The sequence below is a fragment of the Saprospira grandis str. Lewin genome (assembly GCF_000250635.1).
GTDB classification, from domain to species: Bacteria; Bacteroidota; Bacteroidia; order Chitinophagales; family Saprospiraceae; genus Saprospira; species Saprospira grandis.
In genome coordinates, this window is sequence record NC_016936.1 from 12742 (window position 1) to 33675 (window position 20934).

General features: G+C 45.4%; 18 protein-coding genes. 11 read left to right on the forward strand and 7 right to left on the reverse strand.

Features of this window, described 5'->3' with window-relative positions; all coding sequences use genetic code 11:
* The first annotated feature begins 61 nt into the window (after positions 1-61).
* The 5 genes from SGRA_RS19325 to purF all read left to right on the forward strand — a co-directional run bounded on the left by SGRA_RS19325 (position 62) and on the right by purF (position 5986).
* Positions 62-997 (forward strand): phosphoribosylaminoimidazolesuccinocarboxamide synthase, encoded by a 936-nt coding sequence (locus tag SGRA_RS19325; protein WP_015695507.1) that lies wholly within the window; start codon positions 62-64, stop codon positions 995-997.
* 3 nt (positions 998-1000) lie between these two features.
* A complete protein-coding gene (purB, locus tag SGRA_RS19330; RefSeq protein ID WP_015695508.1) occupies positions 1001-2365 on the forward strand; it encodes an adenylosuccinate lyase in 1365 nt (454 codons plus the stop codon).
* Between the two features lie 181 nt (positions 2366-2546).
* On the forward strand, positions 2547-3812 hold the full coding sequence (purD, locus tag SGRA_RS19335; RefSeq protein WP_015695509.1) for a phosphoribosylamine--glycine ligase: 1266 nt from the start codon (positions 2547-2549) through the stop codon (positions 3810-3812).
* A 153-nt stretch (positions 3813-3965) separates the two neighbouring features.
* Entirely contained in the window at positions 3966-4550 is a 585-nt protein-coding gene (gene purN, locus SGRA_RS19340) for a phosphoribosylglycinamide formyltransferase (RefSeq protein WP_041330017.1), read from the forward strand.
* 2 nt (positions 4551-4552) lie between these two features.
* Positions 4553-5986, forward strand: a complete 1434-nt coding sequence (gene purF, locus SGRA_RS19345) for an amidophosphoribosyltransferase (protein WP_015695512.1) — start codon at positions 4553-4555, stop codon at positions 5984-5986.
* A gap of 473 nt (positions 5987-6459) precedes the next feature.
* Here purF and SGRA_RS19350 read toward each other — a convergent pair whose 3' ends face one another.
* The 3 genes from SGRA_RS19350 to SGRA_RS19355 all read right to left on the reverse strand — a co-directional run bounded on the left by SGRA_RS19350 (position 6460) and on the right by SGRA_RS19355 (position 9029).
* The gene (locus tag SGRA_RS19350; RefSeq protein ID WP_015695514.1) at positions 6460-7452 is read right to left on the reverse strand and encodes a hypothetical protein; all 993 of its coding nucleotides are present in this window, start codon (positions 7450-7452) and stop codon (positions 6460-6462) included.
* A gap of 387 nt (positions 7453-7839) precedes the next feature.
* Positions 7840-7971: a hypothetical protein gene (locus SGRA_RS24285; RefSeq protein ID WP_015695515.1), complete on the reverse strand. Its 132-nt coding sequence runs from the start codon at positions 7969-7971 to the stop codon at positions 7840-7842.
* A gap of 101 nt (positions 7972-8072) precedes the next feature.
* Entirely contained in the window at positions 8073-9029 is a 957-nt protein-coding gene (locus SGRA_RS19355; protein ID WP_015695516.1) for a glycosyltransferase, read from the reverse strand.
* Between the two features lie 382 nt (positions 9030-9411).
* On the opposite strand from SGRA_RS19355, the gene SGRA_RS19360 reads away from it, so the two are divergent.
* On the forward strand, positions 9412-10311 hold the full coding sequence (locus SGRA_RS19360; RefSeq protein ID WP_015695517.1) for an OmpA family protein: 900 nt from the start codon (positions 9412-9414) through the stop codon (positions 10309-10311).
* A gap of 65 nt (positions 10312-10376) precedes the next feature.
* Here the strand turns inward: SGRA_RS19360 and SGRA_RS19365 are convergent, their stop codons facing one another.
* Positions 10377-11435, reverse strand: a complete 1059-nt coding sequence (locus tag SGRA_RS19365) for a tryptophan 2,3-dioxygenase (protein WP_041330018.1) — start codon at positions 11433-11435, stop codon at positions 10377-10379.
* 471 nt (positions 11436-11906) lie between these two features.
* On the opposite strand from SGRA_RS19365, the gene SGRA_RS19370 reads away from it, so the two are divergent.
* Positions 11907-12545, forward strand: a complete 639-nt coding sequence (locus tag SGRA_RS19370; RefSeq protein ID WP_041330019.1) for a ParA family protein — start codon at positions 11907-11909, stop codon at positions 12543-12545.
* A 299-nt stretch (positions 12546-12844) separates the two neighbouring features.
* On the forward strand, positions 12845-13075 hold the full coding sequence (locus tag SGRA_RS19375) for a hypothetical protein (RefSeq protein WP_015695521.1): 231 nt from the start codon (positions 12845-12847) through the stop codon (positions 13073-13075).
* A gap of 583 nt (positions 13076-13658) precedes the next feature.
* Here SGRA_RS19375 and SGRA_RS24290 read toward each other — a convergent pair.
* The gene (locus tag SGRA_RS24290) at positions 13659-13793 is read right to left on the reverse strand and encodes a hypothetical protein (protein WP_281046542.1); all 135 of its coding nucleotides are present in this window, start codon (positions 13791-13793) and stop codon (positions 13659-13661) included.
* A 112-nt stretch (positions 13794-13905) separates the two neighbouring features.
* Between SGRA_RS24290 and SGRA_RS19380 the strand changes: the two genes are divergently transcribed.
* Complete coding sequence (locus tag SGRA_RS19380) at positions 13906-15276, forward strand: replication initiation protein (RefSeq protein WP_015695522.1); 1371 nt, start codon at positions 13906-13908, stop codon at positions 15274-15276.
* A gap of 880 nt (positions 15277-16156) precedes the next feature.
* On the opposite strand, the gene SGRA_RS19385 is transcribed toward SGRA_RS19380, so the two are convergent.
* Positions 16157-16504, reverse strand: a complete 348-nt coding sequence (locus SGRA_RS19385; RefSeq protein WP_015695523.1) for an Hpt domain-containing protein — start codon at positions 16502-16504, stop codon at positions 16157-16159.
* A gap of 10 nt (positions 16505-16514) precedes the next feature.
* A complete protein-coding gene (locus SGRA_RS19390) occupies positions 16515-17792 on the reverse strand; it encodes a sigma-54-dependent transcriptional regulator (RefSeq protein WP_015695524.1) in 1278 nt (425 codons plus the stop codon).
* A 331-nt stretch (positions 17793-18123) separates the two neighbouring features.
* Here SGRA_RS19390 and SGRA_RS19395 point away from each other — a divergent pair, with 331 nt between their 5' ends.
* Entirely contained in the window at positions 18124-18705 is a 582-nt protein-coding gene (locus tag SGRA_RS19395) for a TetR/AcrR family transcriptional regulator (protein ID WP_015695526.1), read from the forward strand.
* A 98-nt stretch (positions 18706-18803) separates the two neighbouring features.
* Positions 18804-20882, forward strand: a complete 2079-nt coding sequence (locus tag SGRA_RS19400) for an alpha-ketoacid dehydrogenase subunit alpha/beta (RefSeq protein WP_015695527.1) — start codon at positions 18804-18806, stop codon at positions 20880-20882.
* The last annotated feature ends 52 nt before the right edge of the window (positions 20883-20934 follow it).

Below are 20934 nucleotides of genomic sequence, written 5' to 3' on the forward strand. Positions count from 1 at the left end.
CCCCGCAACGTAGCGCCGCAGCAAAGCTGCGGAGGCCCCAAAAAACAAAACAGTCATCAATATGCAGCAAATAAAAAAACTGAGCATCAGCGGATTTCCGCTTTTGCATTCGGGAAAAGTTCGGGATAGTTTTGGGGTAGATGAGCAGCGGCGTTTGATTGCTTTGAGTGATCGAATTTCTGCTTTTAATCTGAAAATCAAGACGGCAATTCCAGAAAAAGGGGCCATACTAAATAGCCTTGCCAACTTTTGGATGCAGCAAACGCAGCAGATTATTCCCAATCATTTTTTGGCCCAAATTGACCCCAATTTGACCTTGGTTAAAGAGGCCAAAAGCTTCAAAATTGAGTTGGTGGTCCGCGCCTATTTGACGGGCTCCATTTGGCGAGATTATGCGGAGGGCAAACGCCTATTTTCGGGCCTAGAATTGCCCGATGGCCTGCGCAAAAATCAGGCTTTTGAGCAGCCGATTTTGACCCCCACCGCCAAAACGGAAAATGATGAGGAAATGAGTCCAGCCGAAATCATTGCCGCAGGCCTAGCTACTGCTGAGGAATGGGATTATTTGGCCGAAAAAGCCTTGGCGCTTTTTGCTTTTGGGCAAGAATATTTGGCCCAAAAAGGCATTTTGCTGGTCGATACCAAATATGAATTTGGCAAAATTGGCGATCAAATCATTTTGATTGATGAAATCCACACCCCAGATTCTTCTCGATTTTGGCGGCAGGCCGATTATGAAAAAGATCCCTTGATCGTCGAGCAGCTCGATAAGGAATTTTTGCGGCAATGGATGTTGGCCAATAAAATTGAGGGCCAATTGCCTCAAGAACTGCCCGAATCGGTCGCCCAAGAAACTAGTCGCCGCTATCGTGAAATTTATGAGTGTATTGTAGGCGAAAAATGGTCGCCCTCAAGCGAAGAACCGGCCCAAAGAATGGCCAAAAATCTATTAAAAGCTGGCTTAGTGGAGCAGCTTCCCACTGTAGAATTAAAATAAACTATGAATCATAAAGCGATCTCTCCTTTAGATGGGCGCTATGCCCGAAAACTACCCCAACATGGCGACTATTTTTCTGAATTTGCCTTGATGTACAATCGCTGCAAACTAGAATTGCGCTACGCTTTGGCCCTAGATAAACTGGGCATTTTTCCGGCCCTTTCTGCCCAAGAACGGCAGCGACTAGAAGCCCTCATCGAGCATTTTTCAGAAGAAGATTATCAGGCCATCAAAGCCATTGAGCGAAAAACAATGCATGATGTCAAGGCTTGCGAAATCTTCTTGCGAGAGAAAACCCAGATCAGTCAGGACCAACTTTTTCATTTTGCCCTGACCTCTGAGGATGCCAATAATATGGCCTACAATTATATGCTCAAAGGCTATTTGGAAGAGGTCCAATTGCCTCAAATTGAGCAGCTTTTGCAAAAGCTTATGCAATTGGCCGAAGATTGGAAAAGCATCCCTTTTCCCACAAAAACCCATGGACAAAAAGCTTCGCCTTCTACGGTGGGCAAAGAGTTGGCGGTTTATATCAATCGCATCGCTCGGGTTTATGAAAAGCTGAAAAATCATCGCTTTTATGCCAAATTGAGCGGGGCTGTGGGTAATTATTCGGCCATGTTGGCCGCTTTTCCAGAGGTGGATTGGCTAGATTTTGCCCAAAATTTCTTGGCCCAAGAAGGCTTTGCATTGAACTTGGCCACCACTCAAATTGAGGATCATGATAGCTGGGCCGAATACTTCGATCTCAGTCGCCGCCTCAACAATATCGTTATGGACCTAGATGTCGATTGCTGGCTCTATATTTCTTATGAGCTTTTTTATGAGCGCAGCAAGGCTGGCGAGGTCGGCTCTTCGACTATGCCACATAAGGTCAACCCGATCAATTTTGAAAATAGCGAGGGCAATATGATGCTCTCTAATGGCCTGTTGACGGTGCTTTCCGATAAACTTTGCCGCTCCAGAATGCAGCGAGACCTTTCCGACTCTACGGTGGAGCGTAATATGGGCGTGGCCCTGGCCCATGCCTATATGGCCATCGGCGAGACCTTGAGAGGATTGAATAAATTGGCCGTAAATGAGGCCCAATGCGCGGCCGTTTTGGACCAAAGTCCGGAGCTTTTGGCCGAGCCCATCCAAACCATTCTCAAAATTGCTGGCGTAGAAGATCCTTATAATCTCCTCAAGGCCGCTTCTCGAGGCAAAAAACCCACCCTAGACAGCCTTTTTGCCTTGGTGGACGGACTCGATATTTCTGAAGAGATTAAAAACCGCTGTAAGGCCCTGCGCCCAGATACTTATGTAGGCGATGCCATTCGCATTTGTGAGCTCGTTTTGGAACAAACGCAGACGCTTTTAAAGCAGTAGGATTTGGGGCTGCCCCGCCCTTTGGGCGGGTCGGGCCATTTCGCAGCTCGCAGGTTTGCTCGGCCCTGCAGGCTTTTTCGCTTCGCTACAAAAGCCTTTGGTCTGCCGCCTTCGGCGGCCCTGCTACAGCCCCTCAGCCAGATTTCATTCTCTAAACGACATTGATAAATATTCTTGATCTATGCGTATTGCCATTTTAGGAAGTGGGGGCAGAGAACATGCCCTAAGCTGGAAATTTGCCCAAGAATTGGGGCAAGAAAATGTTTTTTGCTGGCCCGGGAATGCGGGCATTCCCAATTCAGCCGCTATTGATATTCAAGACTTTGAAGCTTTGGCCCAATATAGCCAAGCTCAGCAAATCGATTATATTTTTGTGGGGCCAGAACAGCCCCTCACCGATGGCATTGTCGATTATTTTCGGGCAGATACCAATATTCAAATTGTTGGGCCAACTCAGGCAGCGGCCCAGCTGGAAGCCTCAAAGATTTTTGCCAAAAACTTCATGCAAAAGTATGGGGTCAGCACCGCCAAGTTTAAGGCTTTTTCGGGCCAAGAATTGGTTGAGGCCAAAGCATTTGCCGCCCAGTATTCGGGCAATTTGGTCCTAAAATTTGATGGTCTAGCAGGCGGCAAAGGCGTTTTTGTCTGCAGCAATATGGACGAACTGGAAAACGCCTTAGAAGAGCTGATTAAAAAATATGGTCCCAGCGCTCGCTTTTTATTAGAAGAAAAAATCATTGGCGACGAGATTTCCATTTTGGGCTTTACCGATGGCCAAAACTGCAAATTGTTTCCCCCAGCACAGGACCACAAACAGCTATTGGATGGCGATTTGGGGCCAAATACGGGAGGAATGGGCGTAATTTCTCCTGTTCCAGCTTGTCATGAGGACATTTTGGCCCAAATTCAAGAAGAAATTATTGCCCCTACTATGGCTGGCCTAGCCGCCGAAAACCTAGACTACAAAGGGGTTATTTATTTTGGCGTCATGCTTTCAAAAGAAGGCCCCAAGCTCTTAGAATACAATGTTCGTTTTGGGGATCCAGAAACAGAAGTGCTTTTGCCACAGCTCAAAACGCCACTTTTGCCCTTAGTGCAAGCTTGTTTATCGGGGGAATTGGCTGAGGCGAAGATGGAATTTTGGCCGGGCTACTTTGTGGATCTGGTCCAAGTTGCCCCAGGTTACCCTGGCGCTTATCCCAAAGGGATGCCCCTAGTTTGTCGGGGCCAAATGCCTGAAGGAGTCCTTGTTTTTTATGCTGGCGTCAGTCGAATAGATGGACAACTTTGCAGCAGTGGCGGAAGAGTATTGAACATGCTGGCCCAAGCGCCTACTTTAAAAGAGGCCCAAGAAAAAGCCTATGCAGCTTGTCAGCAACTGAGTTTTGAGGGCGCCTTTTACCGTAAAGATATTGGGCAGAGAGTCTATAAAGTATTAAAAGCCTAAAACACAGCCAGGCCCTCATGGCCTAGCGCTGTGCAAGGGTGGCCCGAAGGGCCAGACCAAAGCCGCCATAGGCGGCTGCAGGGCCGAGCAGACTTGCGAGCCCTGGAACATAGCGCCGCAGCTTTGCTGCGGAGGCCCCAAAACATCAAAAAAATGAAAAAAATAGCCCTATTTGCCTCTGGACGGGGGTCCAATTTGATGAACATTTTGGCAAGCATGCAAAATGGATGCTTAGCGAATTTGGCCGAGGCCGTTTTGGTCTTTTCCAACCAGCCCCAAGCGCCTGTTTTGGCCAAAGCGGAGGCCTTGGGTTTGGCGGTACACTGCATTCCGAGTCGGGGCAAAAAGCGCCTTGACTTTGATGCTGAAGTCTTGGATTTATTAGAAAAATATCGGCCCGACTACATTGTTTTAGCGGGCTATATGCGGGTTTTATCGGCTCCTTTTGTAGCCGCTTATGCGGGAAGAATCGTCAATATTCATCCCGCTGACACCCAAGTTCATCAGGGATTGGGGGCCTATAAATGGGCCTTTGAGCAGGGACTGGAAGAAACAAAAATCACCGTGCATTTGGTCGATCAGGGCTTAGATACAGGTCCAATAATCGCTCAGGCCCCAGTAAATTTGGCGGGCGTCAAAGATTTAGCGGAGGTAGAGCGGAGAGGTTTGGCGGTAGAGCATCAGCTTTATCCTCAGGCCTTGTATCAACTTTTTAGCAGCAGCAAAAACAAGCAATAAATATGTGTGGAATTGTCGGTTTTTATGGAAAGCCCAATATTGTCTATGACTTAATGTTGGGGTTGAGTGCTTTGCAGCATCGGGGACAAGATGCGGCGGGCATTATTACCTTTGAAAAAAGCTTTCATATCAAAAAGGGATTGGGCTTAGTCAATGATGTTTTTGCGCAGCGGCATGCCGATCGTTTGCGGGGAAATATTGGTTTGGGGCATGTGCGTTACACCACCCATGGCAGCAATGAACTCATTAACGCCCAGCCCATTGCGGCCAACTATCCTTTTGGGATTGCGATGGTGCACAACGGCAATGTGAGCAACTTTGAAGAAGTGCATAATCGCTTGTATAAGGAGTATCATATTTTGCCAGCGACCAGCAATGACCTAGAGCTTTTGCTCTATACTTTTAGCTCGGAATTGAATAAAAAAGACCTGGCCCAAATTGGTCCAGCCGATATATTTGATGCCGTTAGTGAGACCCAAAAAAAGGTCCATGGGGCTTATTCGGTCATTGCGGCCATTGCCAATCATGGACTTTTGGCCTTTTGCGACCCCAATGGGATTCGGCCCTTGGTTTTGGGCCAAAAAGAAGGGCCTGATGGGCAGCCCGTTTATGGTTTTGCTTCGGAAAGCGTTTGTTTTGATCATTTGGGCTATACGCCCATTCGAGAATTGAAGGCGGGAGAAATTGTCTTTATTGATGAAAATCGCCAATTGCATAGCAGCTTGGGCCATAAAACGGCCGATAAATTCTGTGTATTTGAGTTTATCTACTTTGCCCGAGAAGATAGCGAGCTGCAGGGCAAATTAGTAGCGGGCCAAAGAGTGAAGATGGGCAGAATGCTGGCCCAAAAAGTTCGAGAAATGGGCCTAGAAGCCGATATGGTTATTGATGTGCCTAGCTCGGGCTATTTTGCTGCATCGGGCTTGGCCGAGGCCTTAGACATTCCGTACAAAAGAGGCTTAGTCAAAAGCAATTATATTGGCCGCAGTTTTATTTCGCCTTCACAGGTAGAGCGAGAAGCCCTAGTTAAACGCAAGCTCAATCCTATAGCAAGGACCATCAAGGGGAAAAAATTATTGGTGGTCGATGATTCTATTGTTCGGGGCACCACCTCCAAGCGGATCGTCCAAATTTTGCGAGAAGCTGGGGCCGAAAAAGTCTATTTTGTTTCGGCGGCGCCAGCCATCAAGCACCCTTGTATTTATGGCATTGATATGTCGGTGAGTACAGAGTTACTGGCGGTGGGCCGCAGTGATGAAGAGATCTGCGATTACATTGGGGCCGATGCCTTGATTTATCAAAAATTAGAGGACCTAAAAGCTATTTTCGAGCATGCTGGTTTCTGCATGGCTTGTCTTGATGGGGCCTATCCCACTCCTGCCGCAAAAGAGGCTTTGGCCCAAATTGAAGCCGAGCGTTTGGCGATAAAGAAATAAAGATTCCGTTATTTCTTTAATTAACGGAATCTTTATTTCGTTAAATCTTTAATTAAAGATTTCTTTATTGACACAAACAGCTATAAAACAGCCAGTTAACTAAAAACTGTATTTTATTATTTAGGATTTGGGGCCCGCGGCCGGCTAGCCTTTGGCTAGGTCGGCCGCCGCTATGCTACGCGGCTCGCAGGTCTGCTCGGCCCTGCGGCGGCTGCGCCGCCTGGGTCTGGCCCTTCGGGCCACCGCTGCGCAGCGCTGGGCCAAAGGGAGGCCTAAGGGGGCCGAAAAAAGCAGAATAGAAAAGGGGAGCGCCTAAAAAATCAGGGCTCCCCTTTTGCTGTATTTCGGTTCTTTTTTGGCTCTATTTTGTCGCTTGTTTTTCCTGTTTTGAGGCCGCTAAAAAGCGGCCCAATAAGCTCTTTTTTCTGCCTTAAAATTTAACAGGAAAAAGTTGAGGGACTAATAAAAACCCTTTACCAATTTAATTTAAAATTTTGGGTGATTGGATAATTTTGCAGAAACTCTTCTTTGGCCTCTGGGCCTTTGGCGGCCTTATAGACCTGCCAGAAAAACTGCCAGAAGCTTTCTTTTTGGGCCACATAATCCTTGTGTTTTCGGGCAAAGGCATCTAGGCTAAAGATATCGGCTTTTTGCATACTGAGGCGATAAATATAGAGATAGGCCAAATCGGACCAATAGCCTTTGGGGTGGCCCAGGCGATAGGTTTCAAAATCGCGGATGTTTGTACTATTGGCAATTTTGATAAAATCTTCGGCGGCCTGTTCATTTTGGATCGCCTTATTTTTAGGGAAGCGTTCTTCAAAACTGCCGTAGCTGCTCCAGCCGTAGAGTTGGGTATAGCTATCGAGCAGCGCCATTTGGAAGAGGCTATCTTCTTTGGGCGAGACAGAATCTAGGCTAGCTTGATGTTTTCTAAAATAGCGTTCATAGGTTCTAAAATCGTTAGTCATTTGGGCCAGAATCCAAGCTCGTTGATTTCGGGCATTTTCGATATGTTCTCGATGAGATTGAGAGGGAAATTTAAAGTTTTCGATGAGTTCTTGATAGGCGGCATAGCTATTTTCTTTTTCGGCCTGGGCTTGGGCTTTTTGCAAAAGTTGGAGCTGCAGGCCCTCAATTTCTAGATGGCTCAACTTATTTTTTTGCAATTTGCGGATCCCTTTAGCATCTAGGGTAGCATATCGTCTTTGGGCTGATTTGGCATATTGAAAAGCCTGTTTGAGATTGAAGAACTCCTTGTATTTGGGGTTGGCAAAAATGCGGGCCAACTGATATTCGGCTTCTACGCCAATATATACTTTGGGGTCTAGGATACGGGCTTCAAAAAGTGTGATCGCCTCTTCGACCTCTCCTTTTTTGAGGGCCTTGTAGGCAGACTTAAACTGAGCAAAAAGCGGAGTTGCCCCTAAAAAAAGGGCAGCAATAAGAAGCAATTTAATTTTCATAAAGCACTATTTATCAGCAATTAAAATTTGTATATTTAATAGTGTTAAAGATTCCGTTATTTCTTTAAATCTTTAATTCTTTATTTAACGGAATCTTTATTTCGTTAAGTGATTGGGCAGGCGGCTTTGCCGCCTTGGCCTGCAGGGCCAAAACGGCCTAGCGATGTGGAAGGGGGGCCGTTAGGCCAGACCGAGCCAGCTTGCTGGCGAAGGGCCGAGCAGGCCTGCGAGCCCTGAAACGACAACAAGGACTTTAGTCCGCAGTTCGACGACCAAAGGGAGTAACCGCCGCAGCTTCGCTGCGGCGGCCCCTAAAAAAGGGATAGATAAAAGAAATGCCCTAGTCCGGCAAAGGGATTAGGGCATTTCAAGAAAGGGGCCTAAAAACTAGTTAGGCATAGGGAGCGAGTCGCCATTCATGCTATACACATAGGCCCAAAGGCTAATAAAAAGGATAAGAAAGAGGGCGAGGCCGAGGAGAAACTTTTCGGTTCCCCATACTTTTTGATGATTGCTCATTGTGGTTGTATTTTCAATAGTCAGAAATCTAAAGATTCAAGTGAAGGGCAAATTAAAGAAATAAGTCTAAAGAAGGCTTATTGGGAGGGGCAAAATTTGGCTTACTGCATGGCTTTTATTTTTTGAAAAATGCTTTTGAAGGCTCCTTTTCGGATCAATTGGCCGAGTTGTTTCCATCGGAGGCGTTTAAAGTAGAGCTTCATTTTTTCGGATACTATTTGATGTTGTTTTTGGCCATTTTTGGGGTGTATTTTTGTTAATTTCAGTGGTGTTTGAAGCATTTTTTGGCCTAATTCGATATCATCACAATTAGTTCCGCTACCATCTAGTCCAATATTTTTGACCAAAGATTGATAAGGGTGTAGAGCTAAGCCATTTTGGAGAAAAATGCTAGCATGCCAATGACAATCCCAATTATCAAGTTCGCCAGAAATATTTTTTTTCAATTGTTTATAGAAACTATCTTTTTGTCCTCCATTAAAGGTAAAAGGGTCATAATTTTCATTGATTTGGGCTAAAATATTGGCTGTATCGTCTTGATAATATTTCCAGGCTCTTTGCCAGCTAGCCCAGCCCCAGCAGCTATTGACATTATAAAAAAAGCTAGTTCCCAAGTCTTTTTCTTTTAGATTTAGGGGATAAATAAAGCCTCCGATATGCATTACTTCTTCAACATCTTGATAAAGGTCAAGTGCTTGATTCATATATTGAAGAAAATATGGGCTAACAACGATATCATTTTCTAGAATGATTGCTCTTCCGTGTTTTTCCATTACTTCGGTTACACCAGAAACGATATTATTAGATAAGCCCCAATTTTCTTTTCGCTCAATAATTTCGAGTTGTTTGGCCCATGTCTGTTGTCTAATCAACTGACGGACAGCCATAATTTCAGCCAAATCCTCAGGACTAGCATCTGCCTTTGGTCCATCTGAATAAATGTAGATGGGGGTTTGGCTGGCCTCTTCATTTTTAGATAGCGCTGCTAATGTCTGTGTCAAATGAGAAGGTCGTTGATAAGTAAAAAGGACAACTGGGGCCAAGGTTGATAAAGACATAAGTTTATGGGTTGAAGCTAATTTTAAAATTTGTGTTAGGCAGTTAAGCGTAAAAATGTTACAAACATATCAAAAAAGTTTGTTATAAATTATCATCTAGACTCTATTTGAACGTTAGTTTCATCAGCTGTTAATAATACTATTACTGCTTGAAAAGAACGCCTATTTTCACAACTTAATAACTAGATCGCAAGGCTTTTTACAAAGCCTTCTTAGAGATAGCCAAAGTAATTAGTTGGAAAACTGTAGTGATTAAATTAGACAGCGCTTCACTACTCAAAAAAGTAGTTTAACTTGCCACAAGTTCTACTATTGAATTATATATAGAAGCGCTGTATCTTAAAGGCCCCGATATCAGAACACCTATAATTTATTATTACAAATGAGAAGAATAAGCTTTTGGCTCTTTTTGCTCCTCCTATTATGCAGTACAAAAAGTTGGGGCCAAAAAACAGCTTTTGCTGTAGAACTAGCCGCCTTTGAACAACAAGTAGAACTCAATTATTTTGGTCCAATCAAAGGAGTTTATGAGCTCTATGATGTCAATGACTTTTATCGCTATCAAATTCCGGCCAAAACAAAAGCCGAGGCCGAAGTCTTATTGGCCGAAGTAAGAGCGGGTAAATTCCCCTATGCTCGCATCATTGATTTTAAGGCCAGAGAAGAGGCTTGTAAAAATTCTTGTGGCTTTTGGGCCCCAAAATATACTGGTCGAAACAATGATAATGACCAACAAGAAGAAGCTTGGGCCAATACCCCAAAAGCCAATCCCCCCAATCAACTTTTGGCCCCCAAACCCAAAAAAACAGCCCTAGCCGCCCCCAAAGAAAAACGAAGTTTGGGCAGTTTGGCCGCCCCAGAAAGAGGGCTGAGCTCGGCTATATTTTTTGATTTTAATAGCAGCGATATTCCCGCAGAAGAAGGCTATAAGATCAACTATATCAGCGATCTGATGATCAAAAACCCAGAATATACTTTGGTGCTCGATGGTCATTCGGATGCCATTGGGGAAGAAGATAAAAACCTTAATCTCTCTAAAGAACGACTCGAAAAAGTAATGCTCAGCCTCTTTATGAAAGGAGTAGAAGGCGAACGCATGCGAATTCGCCCCCAAGGCGAATTGGCTCCCATTGCCATCAATGAGTATCCCAATGGCAGCGATAGCCCAGAAGGCCGGCGATATAATCGCCGAGTTCAGCTTCAATTATTAGATGAAAATGGAGAAGAATTGCCCGTTTTGGCCCCCATTGAGATTCCCGCACAGCTTAAAATTGAAGAATAAAACAGCATTTTTAAGCAAAAAAAGGGCCTTTCGACAAGTCGAAAGGCCCTTGCTATTTCCCCAAATTAAAGTCTAAAGGATAAGTCTTTAACCAGTTTTTGATCCAATTCAGGCAGCAAATTTCTCGGAATGAGGTAGGTGGCCAAACTGGCCAAATCGCCAAAAATATGGTGTTTATTCATGGCTCCTTCTAGGTATCCTGCCCCAGAAGACCCCCCAGTTCCAGCACGCATACCAATCATTCTGCGCACCATAATCATGTGGCGATAACGGAAAGTAGACATCAATTCATCCAACTCCAAGAGCTTATTTAAGAGCTGAAATGGCTGCTGCAATAAGGGATATTCTCGGTACAAATAGATAAATAATGCCGAGCGACAAGCCTTTTCACTCAATCGAACTGGGCGATTTTCTTGGGCAAAAAAGAGCTCATCAAAGGCTTTCATGCTAATTTCTGAACGCTCAGAACCCTTTAATCCCGCCAAATAAATGCCTCGATAATGGGCCCAAAATGGATGCATTTCTGCGTTTTCGCCCGCTTTTTGCTCAAAGTTTTGCCAATAATCCAATTGCCAAAAAGGCATCCGAGCCAACCAATTATCCAATAATTCAAATAAAGAAAGACTGTTTTCTGCCGCTTTTATGGCCTCAATATGCTCCGCTCTAAGCTGCTTTTCATAGTACTTTTTGGCATGACGATGGTCCATTTTTAAGCCCAAACGAGTCTCAATTAAACGAAATTGAAAGCTCTGAAAACCCGAAGCAGGAGTCAATAAATCTCTAAAATCTAAGAAATCCATAGGCGTCATGGTCTCCATAACTCGCACCTGAGCCACCAATAATTTCCAAATTTCTACCACCCGATTCAAACGATGTGTAGCCACCTGCAAGCCCTTAGAATTGTCATTGATGTACTGCTCATCAAAGATTTTTAAGATAGAACTCAACTCATGCTGAACCTGCTTGAACCAAAGCTCATATGCCTGATGCACAATGATAAACAACATCTCATCATGCGCATCTACCCCCTGGGCCTCACTTTCCAATTGCTGGGCCGACAAAATTTTATCCAAGCCCAAATAGTCGTTGTAATACTGCTCTTTGCCAGTATAAGAGTTTTTCATAGTAGCTGTTTTAGTGCGACTCTCCGCCGCGTTTCCTGCAACTTTAGGCAATTTTAAGCAGCTCTCCAATTCCAAATCAAAATTCTCGACCAACAACAATTATTCGGCTTTTGAGCATACGTTTTTCTAATTTTTTTCCCTTTTATCATCCGTTTTTTTAGGGGCCTCCGCAGCAAAGCTGCGGCGCTACGTTGCGGGGCTCGCAAGCCTGCTCGGCCCTTCGGCGGCTTTGGCCGCCTCGGTCTGCCGCTTCGCGGCCCCCCTCCACATCGCTAGGCCAATGCCCAAGCCTGGGCAAAAAACAAAATCCCGATTCTATGGGCCTTTGTGCCATAAAGAATTAAAGAAATAAAGAATTCTTTATTTCTTTAATTCTTTATTTCTTTATTGGATTTCCCAAGCCAAATCCTTAGCTTTAAGCTAGACAACAAGCCCTTTTTGGGCCATTTTTTTGCCTCAAAATATTATCGTATGCCCGTCAAAATAGGGGTCGTCTCCCAAAAAGGAGGCGTCGGAAAAAGTACGCTCTGCCGCCTGCTCGCCAGAGAATATGCCGCCAACGACTGGGAAGTCAAAATTGCCGATATGGACGTCTCTCAGTCCACTTCTTTCAATTGGAATAGCCGCCGATTACAACAAAATATTCAACCCGCTATCTCTGTAGAACAGTTTGCCGAGGTCAAAAGAGCCCTCAAACTTAGCCAAAATCACGACCTCATTATCTTTGATGGCGCCCCCAGTTCTAACCGCCTTACCCTAGAAATTGCCCAAACTGCCGACCTCATTCTACTGCCTACTGGCACCGCTCTAGACGATCTAGAACCCACCATTAAGTTGGCCCATGAACTCAAAAAACGTAAGATTCCACGCCAAAAAATTGCCCTGGTCCTCTCCAGAATCGGTACCTCCAAAGCCGAAATCGAAGAGGCCAAAGATTATATTTCTATCACCGGATATACCCTAATTGATGGCCTGCTAGAAGAAAAAACAGCCTACCGTAGAGCTAGCGATTTAGGCCAAGCACTTACCGAAACACCCTACCCCAGCCTCAATGAAAAAGCCGATTTTTTGGTCCAAAATATTATCAATTATCTCAATAAATTAGGCTGATTTTTTAACCCAAATTAGCCTCATTTTCTCCCTAAAACGACCCTTTTTAACCCCCAAAACGACAAAAATACAAGCCCAAAACGACCAAAAGACGACTCAAAAACGACTTTTTTTTAAAAAACAAACGCTTATCTCTCCCCTTTATTTTCGACGTTTTTCAACAAGTCGCCTAAACTTTTATCTCTTTTTTTTTAGGCCCAAAAATGTTAACAACTGTTGTTTTGCATTAAAAACCCATAGCGTTAATCACTTTTCGTAAATAATTTTACATCCATTTTTTTAGATATAAATATGTAATTATGGCCAAAATACCCGCTCCAAAAAAGCTAAAAAGTAGCAAAGGACAGCCCCCAAAAGAAGAAAATAGCAGCAAAAATTTGGAAAAAAGACCAAAAAAAGAACGTGTCGCACTCAATTTTTCAGTCGATGCTGACTTCAGAAAAGCTCTAAAATCCGCTGCCCTAGAAGAGGAAATTTCTATGGTAGAGTTACTCAAAAAAATGTTCGATTTTTATCAAAATAAACCCTAAAAAAATAAGCCGACTTTTGGCCCTTTTTTAAGCCGTCGTTTCTAAAAAACGACGGCTTTTTTTAGTCATTTTTCTCGAAATCTTGTCGTTTTTAACATTTAACCTAAAAACGACAAAACTAAATGCATACACAAAAAAATAGCTTCAAACGACCTAAATATCGCCTATTTTAAAGAATTTACAGTTTATTAAAATTTATATATTTTTGCCTAAAAACAAGATATACGAAAAAAACGCTTTTTAAAATTTAGTTTTAAAACTTTTTCTCGTTTCTAAGCGGTAGAAACTGCTTTTTTGAGCGCTGGAAAACTTGGTTTTTCGTATACAGTTTTAAGCGGATAGAAATTGCGTTAGCTTGGCAAAAAAAATTTTAATTTTTTAAAACAAACAACAACAAAAAAACAAACAACAACAAAATAAACGAAAAGTCAAGGGCCAGCCCGAGCACATGGGCGCGCGCTCGCGCGCGTACGCATGAGACCAGGCTCTTGGTAATACCCTTTTGTTGTTGTTTTCTTTAACAACAATACTTTTCTATATTTTCCGACCCCGCAACTAGTTGATTGTCAGCGAGTTACAAAGGCTAACAACGACGGATTTGGGGTGTTCGAACGACGGATTTGGGGTGTTTTTGGTTTTTAACGACGACGGATTTGGGGTGTCGAACGACGGATTTGGGGTTAAAAACGACAAATTTGGGGTGTTTTTTACCCTTCAAATTGCAGTTTTTTTTTGGCGCTGCGTTGATAATGCCGTTTTTTGTGGATAACTTAGCCCAAAATTGTGGATAACTGCCTCAAACGCCCATTTTCCGTAAATAACGTTAAAATATGGAACGAAAAAACGAAAGACAAGTCTCCTCAACAGTTAGAGAAGCCAACGAGCTGATTGAAGCCAGCTACCGATTTTCGGTCTGGGAGGATCGGATTTTTTTGCTCACCCTCTCGCAGATTCAAGCCGAGGATGACGACTTCAAAATTTACAAAATCTACGTCAAGGATCTGGCCCGAGAATATGGGTTGGCCACCAAAAGCGTCTACGAGAATATTCGGGAGGCGGTCTCTTCCCTGCAGCGCAAAACCATCAGCATCCCTTTTCGCTTTGACGAGGGGCCCGGAAAACTGACCACCAGCTTTTTCACTTCCTTCGGCGAATTGGATCAATCGGATTTTAGCCACATCCTGGTGGAGCTGCACCCCAAGCTCAAGCCCTACCTGCTGCAGCTCAAGGAGCGATTCACCCAGTACAACATCTCCTTCCTCGTCCGCATGCAGAGCCACTACTCCAAGCGGATCTACAAACTTCTCAAACAGTACCACCCTTTGAGTAAACGCAGAATTAGTATTCAGCAGCTCAAGCAAATTTTGCAAATCGAGCCCGAGGAGTACAAGCGCTACTTCGACTTCAAGCGCAGGGTAATCCTCAAGGCCCAAGAAGACCTGGCCGAGTACACGGACCTGAAGTTTGAGTTTGAGGAGGAGCGAAAGGGCCGAAAGGTGCAGGCCATTTTGTTCACAATTGCTACCAACGAGAAAAACGAAATTGAGAGTAGCCCCGCCCCCAAAAGCAAATCTCCCAAAAAATTGCAAGCCGCCCCCAGCCAAGGCAAGCTCTCGGCCGAGGCCAAAAAACTTTTTGAGCAAGTGGAGCATTGGGGGCTCTCGCAGCAGGATTTTGAAAAATACCTCAAGCAGAAAACCCAAGAGGAATTTCAAACTTGCATCGACCTAACCCTGCAAAACGAAAAAGTCAAAAATCGGGTGGCTTACTTGGTGAGTTTACTTAAAAAAGAAAATTTGAAGGCCGTCAAAAAGTTACCTGATTCTGGCAAACGACCTGTGCTCAAAAATTCCTTTCACGAGGAATTCAAAAAATTGGAGAAGGAGCACCAGCAGCAGGTGAGCCAATGCCGAGCGCATTACCACCGGCTGGCCCAAGCCGAGATTCAGCGCCAGCTCCAAGATGGCCCAAGCATCGAGCGCTTCATCAGCCAGTTTAGAGCCCAGAACTCCTGGATGCCCCTCAACCTGCAGGCCTTCCGCCAAGAGTTTGCCGAGAGCCGAATGTTTCAGGGGCGGGTCTACAACCTCTTCCGGCTGGTGCTACCCAAATTGCCCGAACTGGAGCAAAAACGAGAATTGAAGATCAAAACGATGGAAAAAGAATTCTGGGCTTTGGTTCGCAAGCTGAGGAATGCCTAAGAGGTGCCTAGCGGCCCGCCTAAGCGCTTTAAATCCCTTTAGGGTATGTTGGGTCCAGACGGTTGGCAAAAGGCCCTTAGGAGCGAACTGAGGGCCTTTTGCGCAAAAGTGCGTCTTGGCCCTAGAGGAAATTAGGGGCTGCAGCTGGATGTGGAAAAAAATGGCCCAGTTTGTTCTTGAACTTTGAATTTGGGACCCAGTTTGCCGTTTAAGGCCCCTAGTAGCCCGTCTAAGCGCATCAAATCCCTTTGGGGTGTATTGGGTCCAGACGGTTGGCAAAAGGCCCTTAGGAGCGAACTGAGGGCCTTTTGCGCAAAAGTGCGTCTTGGCCCTAGAGAAAATTAGGGGCTGCAGCTGGATGTGGAAAAAATGGCCCAGTTTGTTCCTGGACTTTGGGTCTGGGGCCCAGCCTGCCGTTTAAGGCCCCTAGTAGCCCATCTAAGCGCATCAAATCCCTTTGTGGTGTATTGGGTCCAGACGGTTGGCAAAAGGCCCTTAGGGGCGAAATGAGGGCCTTCTGCGGTCACTGGCCTCATCCTGCGCTTAGAGGCGAGCGCAGCGAGCCGGCTTAGGGATGGGCAGCAGTGGCCCTCGGGCCAGACCCAGCCCCAAAAACGCCCTGCGTTTTTTGGGGCGCAGGGCCGAGCGAACAGCGAGCTGCGAGACAGCCCGACCCGCAGGCCCATCGGGCCGGAGGGGAAGCCCCTAAACAGCGTTATGAAATGACTTAAAACTTTGCTGCTTGTAAAATGATTAGCGGCTACCCCTTTAGTTTTTCGGCCTAAAGCATTGATTTTCAGTATAAAGATTTCTTTATTTAACGGAATCTTTATTTCTTTAAATCTTTAATTAAAGAATTCGTTAAATATACGAAAATTGTTTATTTGGGCCAGTTTTCGGCCTCTAGTTCTATGCTTTTGAGCAGGCTTAAAAAGTCTTGAAAGCTCTCTATAAATAGGCTCATTTTTGGAGATTTCAGTTGAGTAAAAGCCTCTAAATCTTGGGCCATTTGATAAGCTTCTAGGCAGCCAAACAAATGCAAATTGCTTTTTAGTTGATGTAGGAGTTGGCCAATTTTGGACCAATTCTTATTGATTTTGGCGTTTTTTAGGGCCATTTGCATCTGTTGAAGTTCTTGGGCAAAATCGATAAGAAAGGGGCGCCATTGCTTGTCTTCTTGGCCCACCAACTGTTTTAGGCGATCTAATTGGAGGTGTAGAGCAGTCATATTTTGCTATTTATTCTTCTTGTTCTAAGATGCGGTAAATGGTAGATTTTCCGATGCCTAGGGCTTGAGCGGCTTTGACAACATGGTTCTTTTGGACATAGAGTTGATGCCTAATAATTTGCCGCTGGTACTCCTGCATGCTGCTTCCGTTTTTGATCCATTGTTGGACCTCTTGTTTAAAGTCATCTTCTAGCCAAAGGTCCTTGCCCTTAATAAATCGGCCAGTGCTCAGTAGGGCCGAGCGTTCGATCAGTTGTTTGAGCTCGCGGAGGTTTTCGCTAAAGTACCAATTTTTCAGGCGGTTTTGTGCCGATTTATGCAGGCTCTTTAGTTGCAAACCCTGCTCTTCGCAAAACTGTCTTAAAAACTGCTGGCTAAGTTGAATCAGTTCACCTTTTCCTCTTTCTGACAAAGAGGGGATCCGCAATTTTCTAGTTTTGAGTTGTTGGAGCAGTTGGCTAGAAAACTTCTTTTGCTCTTGCAAATAATCCAGATCTTTGCTGCTACTTAGATACAGTTTCTGGTTGAGAAAAACGGGGCTATCGCCTTGGGGTAAAATGTATTTTCCCTCCTTTAATAATTTGGCCAATAGCTCTTGTAAGTCAAAGGGCAGCAGCTCAATATGCTGAATCAAGAGGGCCTGAAACCCTCGGCTAGAGAGTAGGCCAAAATGCCGCTCATGGCCTTTTTTTTTGCCTTGGCCAAAAAGCAAACGCTCCAAATCTTCTCGTTTGTGGTCCATCAAGTTGACCGTTATAAAGGGCTGTTGCTCGAAGGGAGAAAGGCCGTGCATGGCCCCCGCCAACCAGCTTTTTCCGCTGCCTGCTGGCCCTTGCAAAAAGACAAAGTCCTTGTTTTGGGCCAAAAGTTTGGCTCGTTTAAATAGGCGAATCATCAGTTTGCTTTGTCCCCAAAGCCCCAGCTCGGCAAATTCGGTTAAAATAGCTTCTTCTTCCTGAGCCAAGGCTATTTGCTCCTTCCACCAAGCCTGAAGAAAGGGCAAAAGCTGCTGTAGAAAAATGGGAAAAGGCGCCCGAAATACCAGCACCTGCCGAGCCAATAAATCTTGATAATCTTCCCAGCTGATTTCGGGCGCCCAGCAAAATATTTGCCCCAATTGGCGAACTTGGCTGGCGCTCAAATTGGCCAAAGCCGAAAAAGGCAGAATAGAAGCCCCTAATTTTTCTTCGCCCAGTTCCCAATGCTTTATGCTTTGCAAACTGCCCAGTAGCGCTTGCTTTTTTGCTTTGGGCCAAGCCCATAATCCCAGTCGTAAAGGCGCTTTCATCGGATAAAAATTGAAGAAATAAGAGGATGTTTGTTTTTTTGGGGCCTCCTGCCTGCGGCAGGCGGTTACTCCCTTTGGTCGTCGAACTGCGGCCTAAAGGCCTTGTTGTCGTTCCGCAGCTCGCAGGTCTGCTCGGCCGTTATTCCCTTTGGTCATCGAACTGCGGCTTTCAGCCTTGTTGTCGCCAGCAAGCTGGCTCGGTCTGGCCTGACGGCCACTGCTGCACATCGCTAGGCCAAGGGCCATTTCCAAGCCTTAGGCAAAAGTTGAGGCTTTTTTGTAATTTTGGAGGACGCTCGATTTCCTTTGGGCCAAAATGAAAATAAAACTTATGCCTAGTTTAGAAAAAGAAAGCAAAAAATCTCAAATCTATCGAGCCGCCGCTCAACTCTTTAAAGAAAAAGGCTATCAAGCTGCTTCTATGCGCGACCTAGCCGAGCGAGTAGAGCTGCGAGCCTCTAGTCTATATAATCACATCGGTTCCAAAGAAGAGATTTTGCAGCAAATTTGTTTTGAGCATGCCCAAGATTTTCTCAAAGCCATGCAAGAGGTCGAGCAGCTACCCATTAGCCAAGGCCAAAAAATTGAACGCCTGCTGCGCTTCCATATTCGCAAGGCGCTCAAGGAGGTAAGCAGCCTAACGGTCTTCAATGATGAGTGGAAACACCTCAGCAGCCCCCAGCTCGAAGAGTTTAGAGACCTGCGCAAAGATTATGAAAATCGCTTTAGGGCCATTATTGAGCAAGCTGTAGCTAGCGGAGAATTGCCAAATTTAGATACAGAGCTCTTGCTTTATGCCCTGCTCAATGCTATTCACTGGCTACCCAATTGGAACCATCGGAATAGTGAGCTTACCGCCAGCGAATTAGAGGAACAAGTGCTGCGCATTCTGCTAAAAGGAATTCAAAAATAAATGCTTGAAGGCCTTTTTTTTGAAGCCAAATTTATAGAAACGAACATTTGTTCGTATTATTTAGCTCGCCCAATTCAATCAAGAGAAACAAACTACTTATGGAAAGCAATATTAGCACCCAAATCGATAAGGCGACTTTGCGCCAATCTTTCTTTTTGGCCAGCCAAGCTAGAGCCATGGCGGCCCTTTATGAAGATAATTTCAAGTTGGTCTCTAAGTATGTGCATGCCACTTCTAGAGGGCATGAAGTTTTGCAAGTGGCCTTAGGTAGCCAATTGCTTCCTCAAGATTTTGTGGCCCCTTATTATCGAGATGATGCGCTTTTGCTGGCTATTGGTATGCAGCCCTATGATTTGATGCTACAGCTACTCGCCAAGCGAAATGATCCCTTTTCTGGTGGCCGAACTTATTATTCGCATCCCAGCCTAAAGGATGAGGATAAACCCAAAATTCCCCATCAGTCTTCGGCCACAGGCATGCAGGCTATTCCCACCACTGGGGTGGCCATGGGCATCCAGTACAAAGAAAAAATGGGCCTTTATACCGAAGATTTTCAGGGCCAATTGCCTATTGCAGTCTGCTCTTTGGGTGATGCCTCGGTAACAGAGGGCGAGGTGGCGGAGGCTTTCCAAATGGCCGCCCTCAAACAGTTTCCCATTTTGTATGTGGTCCAAGATAACGGCTGGGACATTTCTGCCAATGCCGAAGAAACCCGCGCCCAAAATGCTTTTGAATATATTCAAGGTTTTCATGGCATCGAGGCCCGCCAAATTCAAGGTAATAATTTCTTAGAAAGCTATCTCGAGATTCAAGATATTTTGCGCATCATGCGCAAAGAACGCCGCCCCTTTTTGTTGCACGCTTCGGTGCCCTTGCTCAATCACCATACTTCTGGGGTGCGCATGGAGTGGTACCGAGACGACCTGGAGGAACAGCGTAAATTAGATCCTACCCCCATTTTTATCCGCCAAATGCTGGCCGAAGGCTTTAGCCAAAGCGATATTGAGGAGATCGAGCAGGCCGCCAAAGAAAAGGTGCAAGCCGATTTTGAGCGCGCCTTGGCCCAAGAAGATCCTCAAGCAGAAGATATTTTTAAGCATGTGTATGCCCCCACGCCTGTTACCAGCGAACAAGGCGAACGCCGCCCCACCAATGGAGAGGAAAAAGTAATGGTCGATTCGGCCCTTTTTGCCGTTCAAGAACTGATGGAGGATCATCCCGAATGTTTGCTTTATGGCCAAGATGTAGGCGGCCGTCTAGGCGGGGTCTTCCGCGAAGCGGCCACCCTGGCCCAAAAGTTTGGCGATGACCGAGTGTTTAATACGCCCATCCAAGAGGCTTTTATTATTGGAAGTACGGTGGGTATGGCCGCTACTGGCCTCCGTCCCATCGTAGAGGTGCAGTTTGCCGATTATATCTGGCCAGGCCTCAATCAATTGTTCACCGAGTTAAGCCGATCTTATTATCTCTCTAACGGAAAATGGCCCGCAAGCATGATTCTCCGCGTGCCTATCGGCGCTTATGGAAGTGGTGGCCCCTATCACTCTTCTAGTGTAGAGTCGGTCCTCACCAATATCAAGGGAATCAAAATCGCTTATCCTAGCAATGGCGCCGATCTAAAAGGCTTGATGAAGTCGGCTTATTTAGATCCCAATCCCGTCGTTATTTTTGAACATAAAGGGCTGTATTGGTCTAAGGTGCCTGGCACTGCCGCCGCCCGAACCATTATGCCCGACCGCGATTATGCTTTGCCCTTTGGCCAAGCGAATATGGTCCTTGAAGCCACAAAAGAGAAGAAGGCGGAAGGCCCTGTGGCTTTGGTCGTTTCTTATGGTATGGGCGTGCATTGGGCCCTTAATGCGGCCAAGGCTTTCCCCGGCCAAGTTTCCATTCTGGATCTCCGCACTTTGGCCCCCCTCGATACCGAAATGATTTATGCCCAGCTCAAAAAACATCATCGCTGCCTAGTCCTCACCGAGGAGCCTGTAAATTGCACTTTTGCCCAAAGTATCGCCGCCCGAATCCAAGAAAATTGCTTTGAGTCGCTCGATGCCCCCGTCCAAACTTTAGGCGCAGAAGATTTACCCGCTATTCCTTTGCACGAAAATCTAGAAAAAGCCATGCTCCCTTCTAGCCAAAAGGTCCAAACTGCTTTAGAAAAGTTGCTGAAGTATTAGTAGGGGCCTCCGCAGCAAAGCTGCGGCGCTACGTTTCAGGGCTCGCTATTCG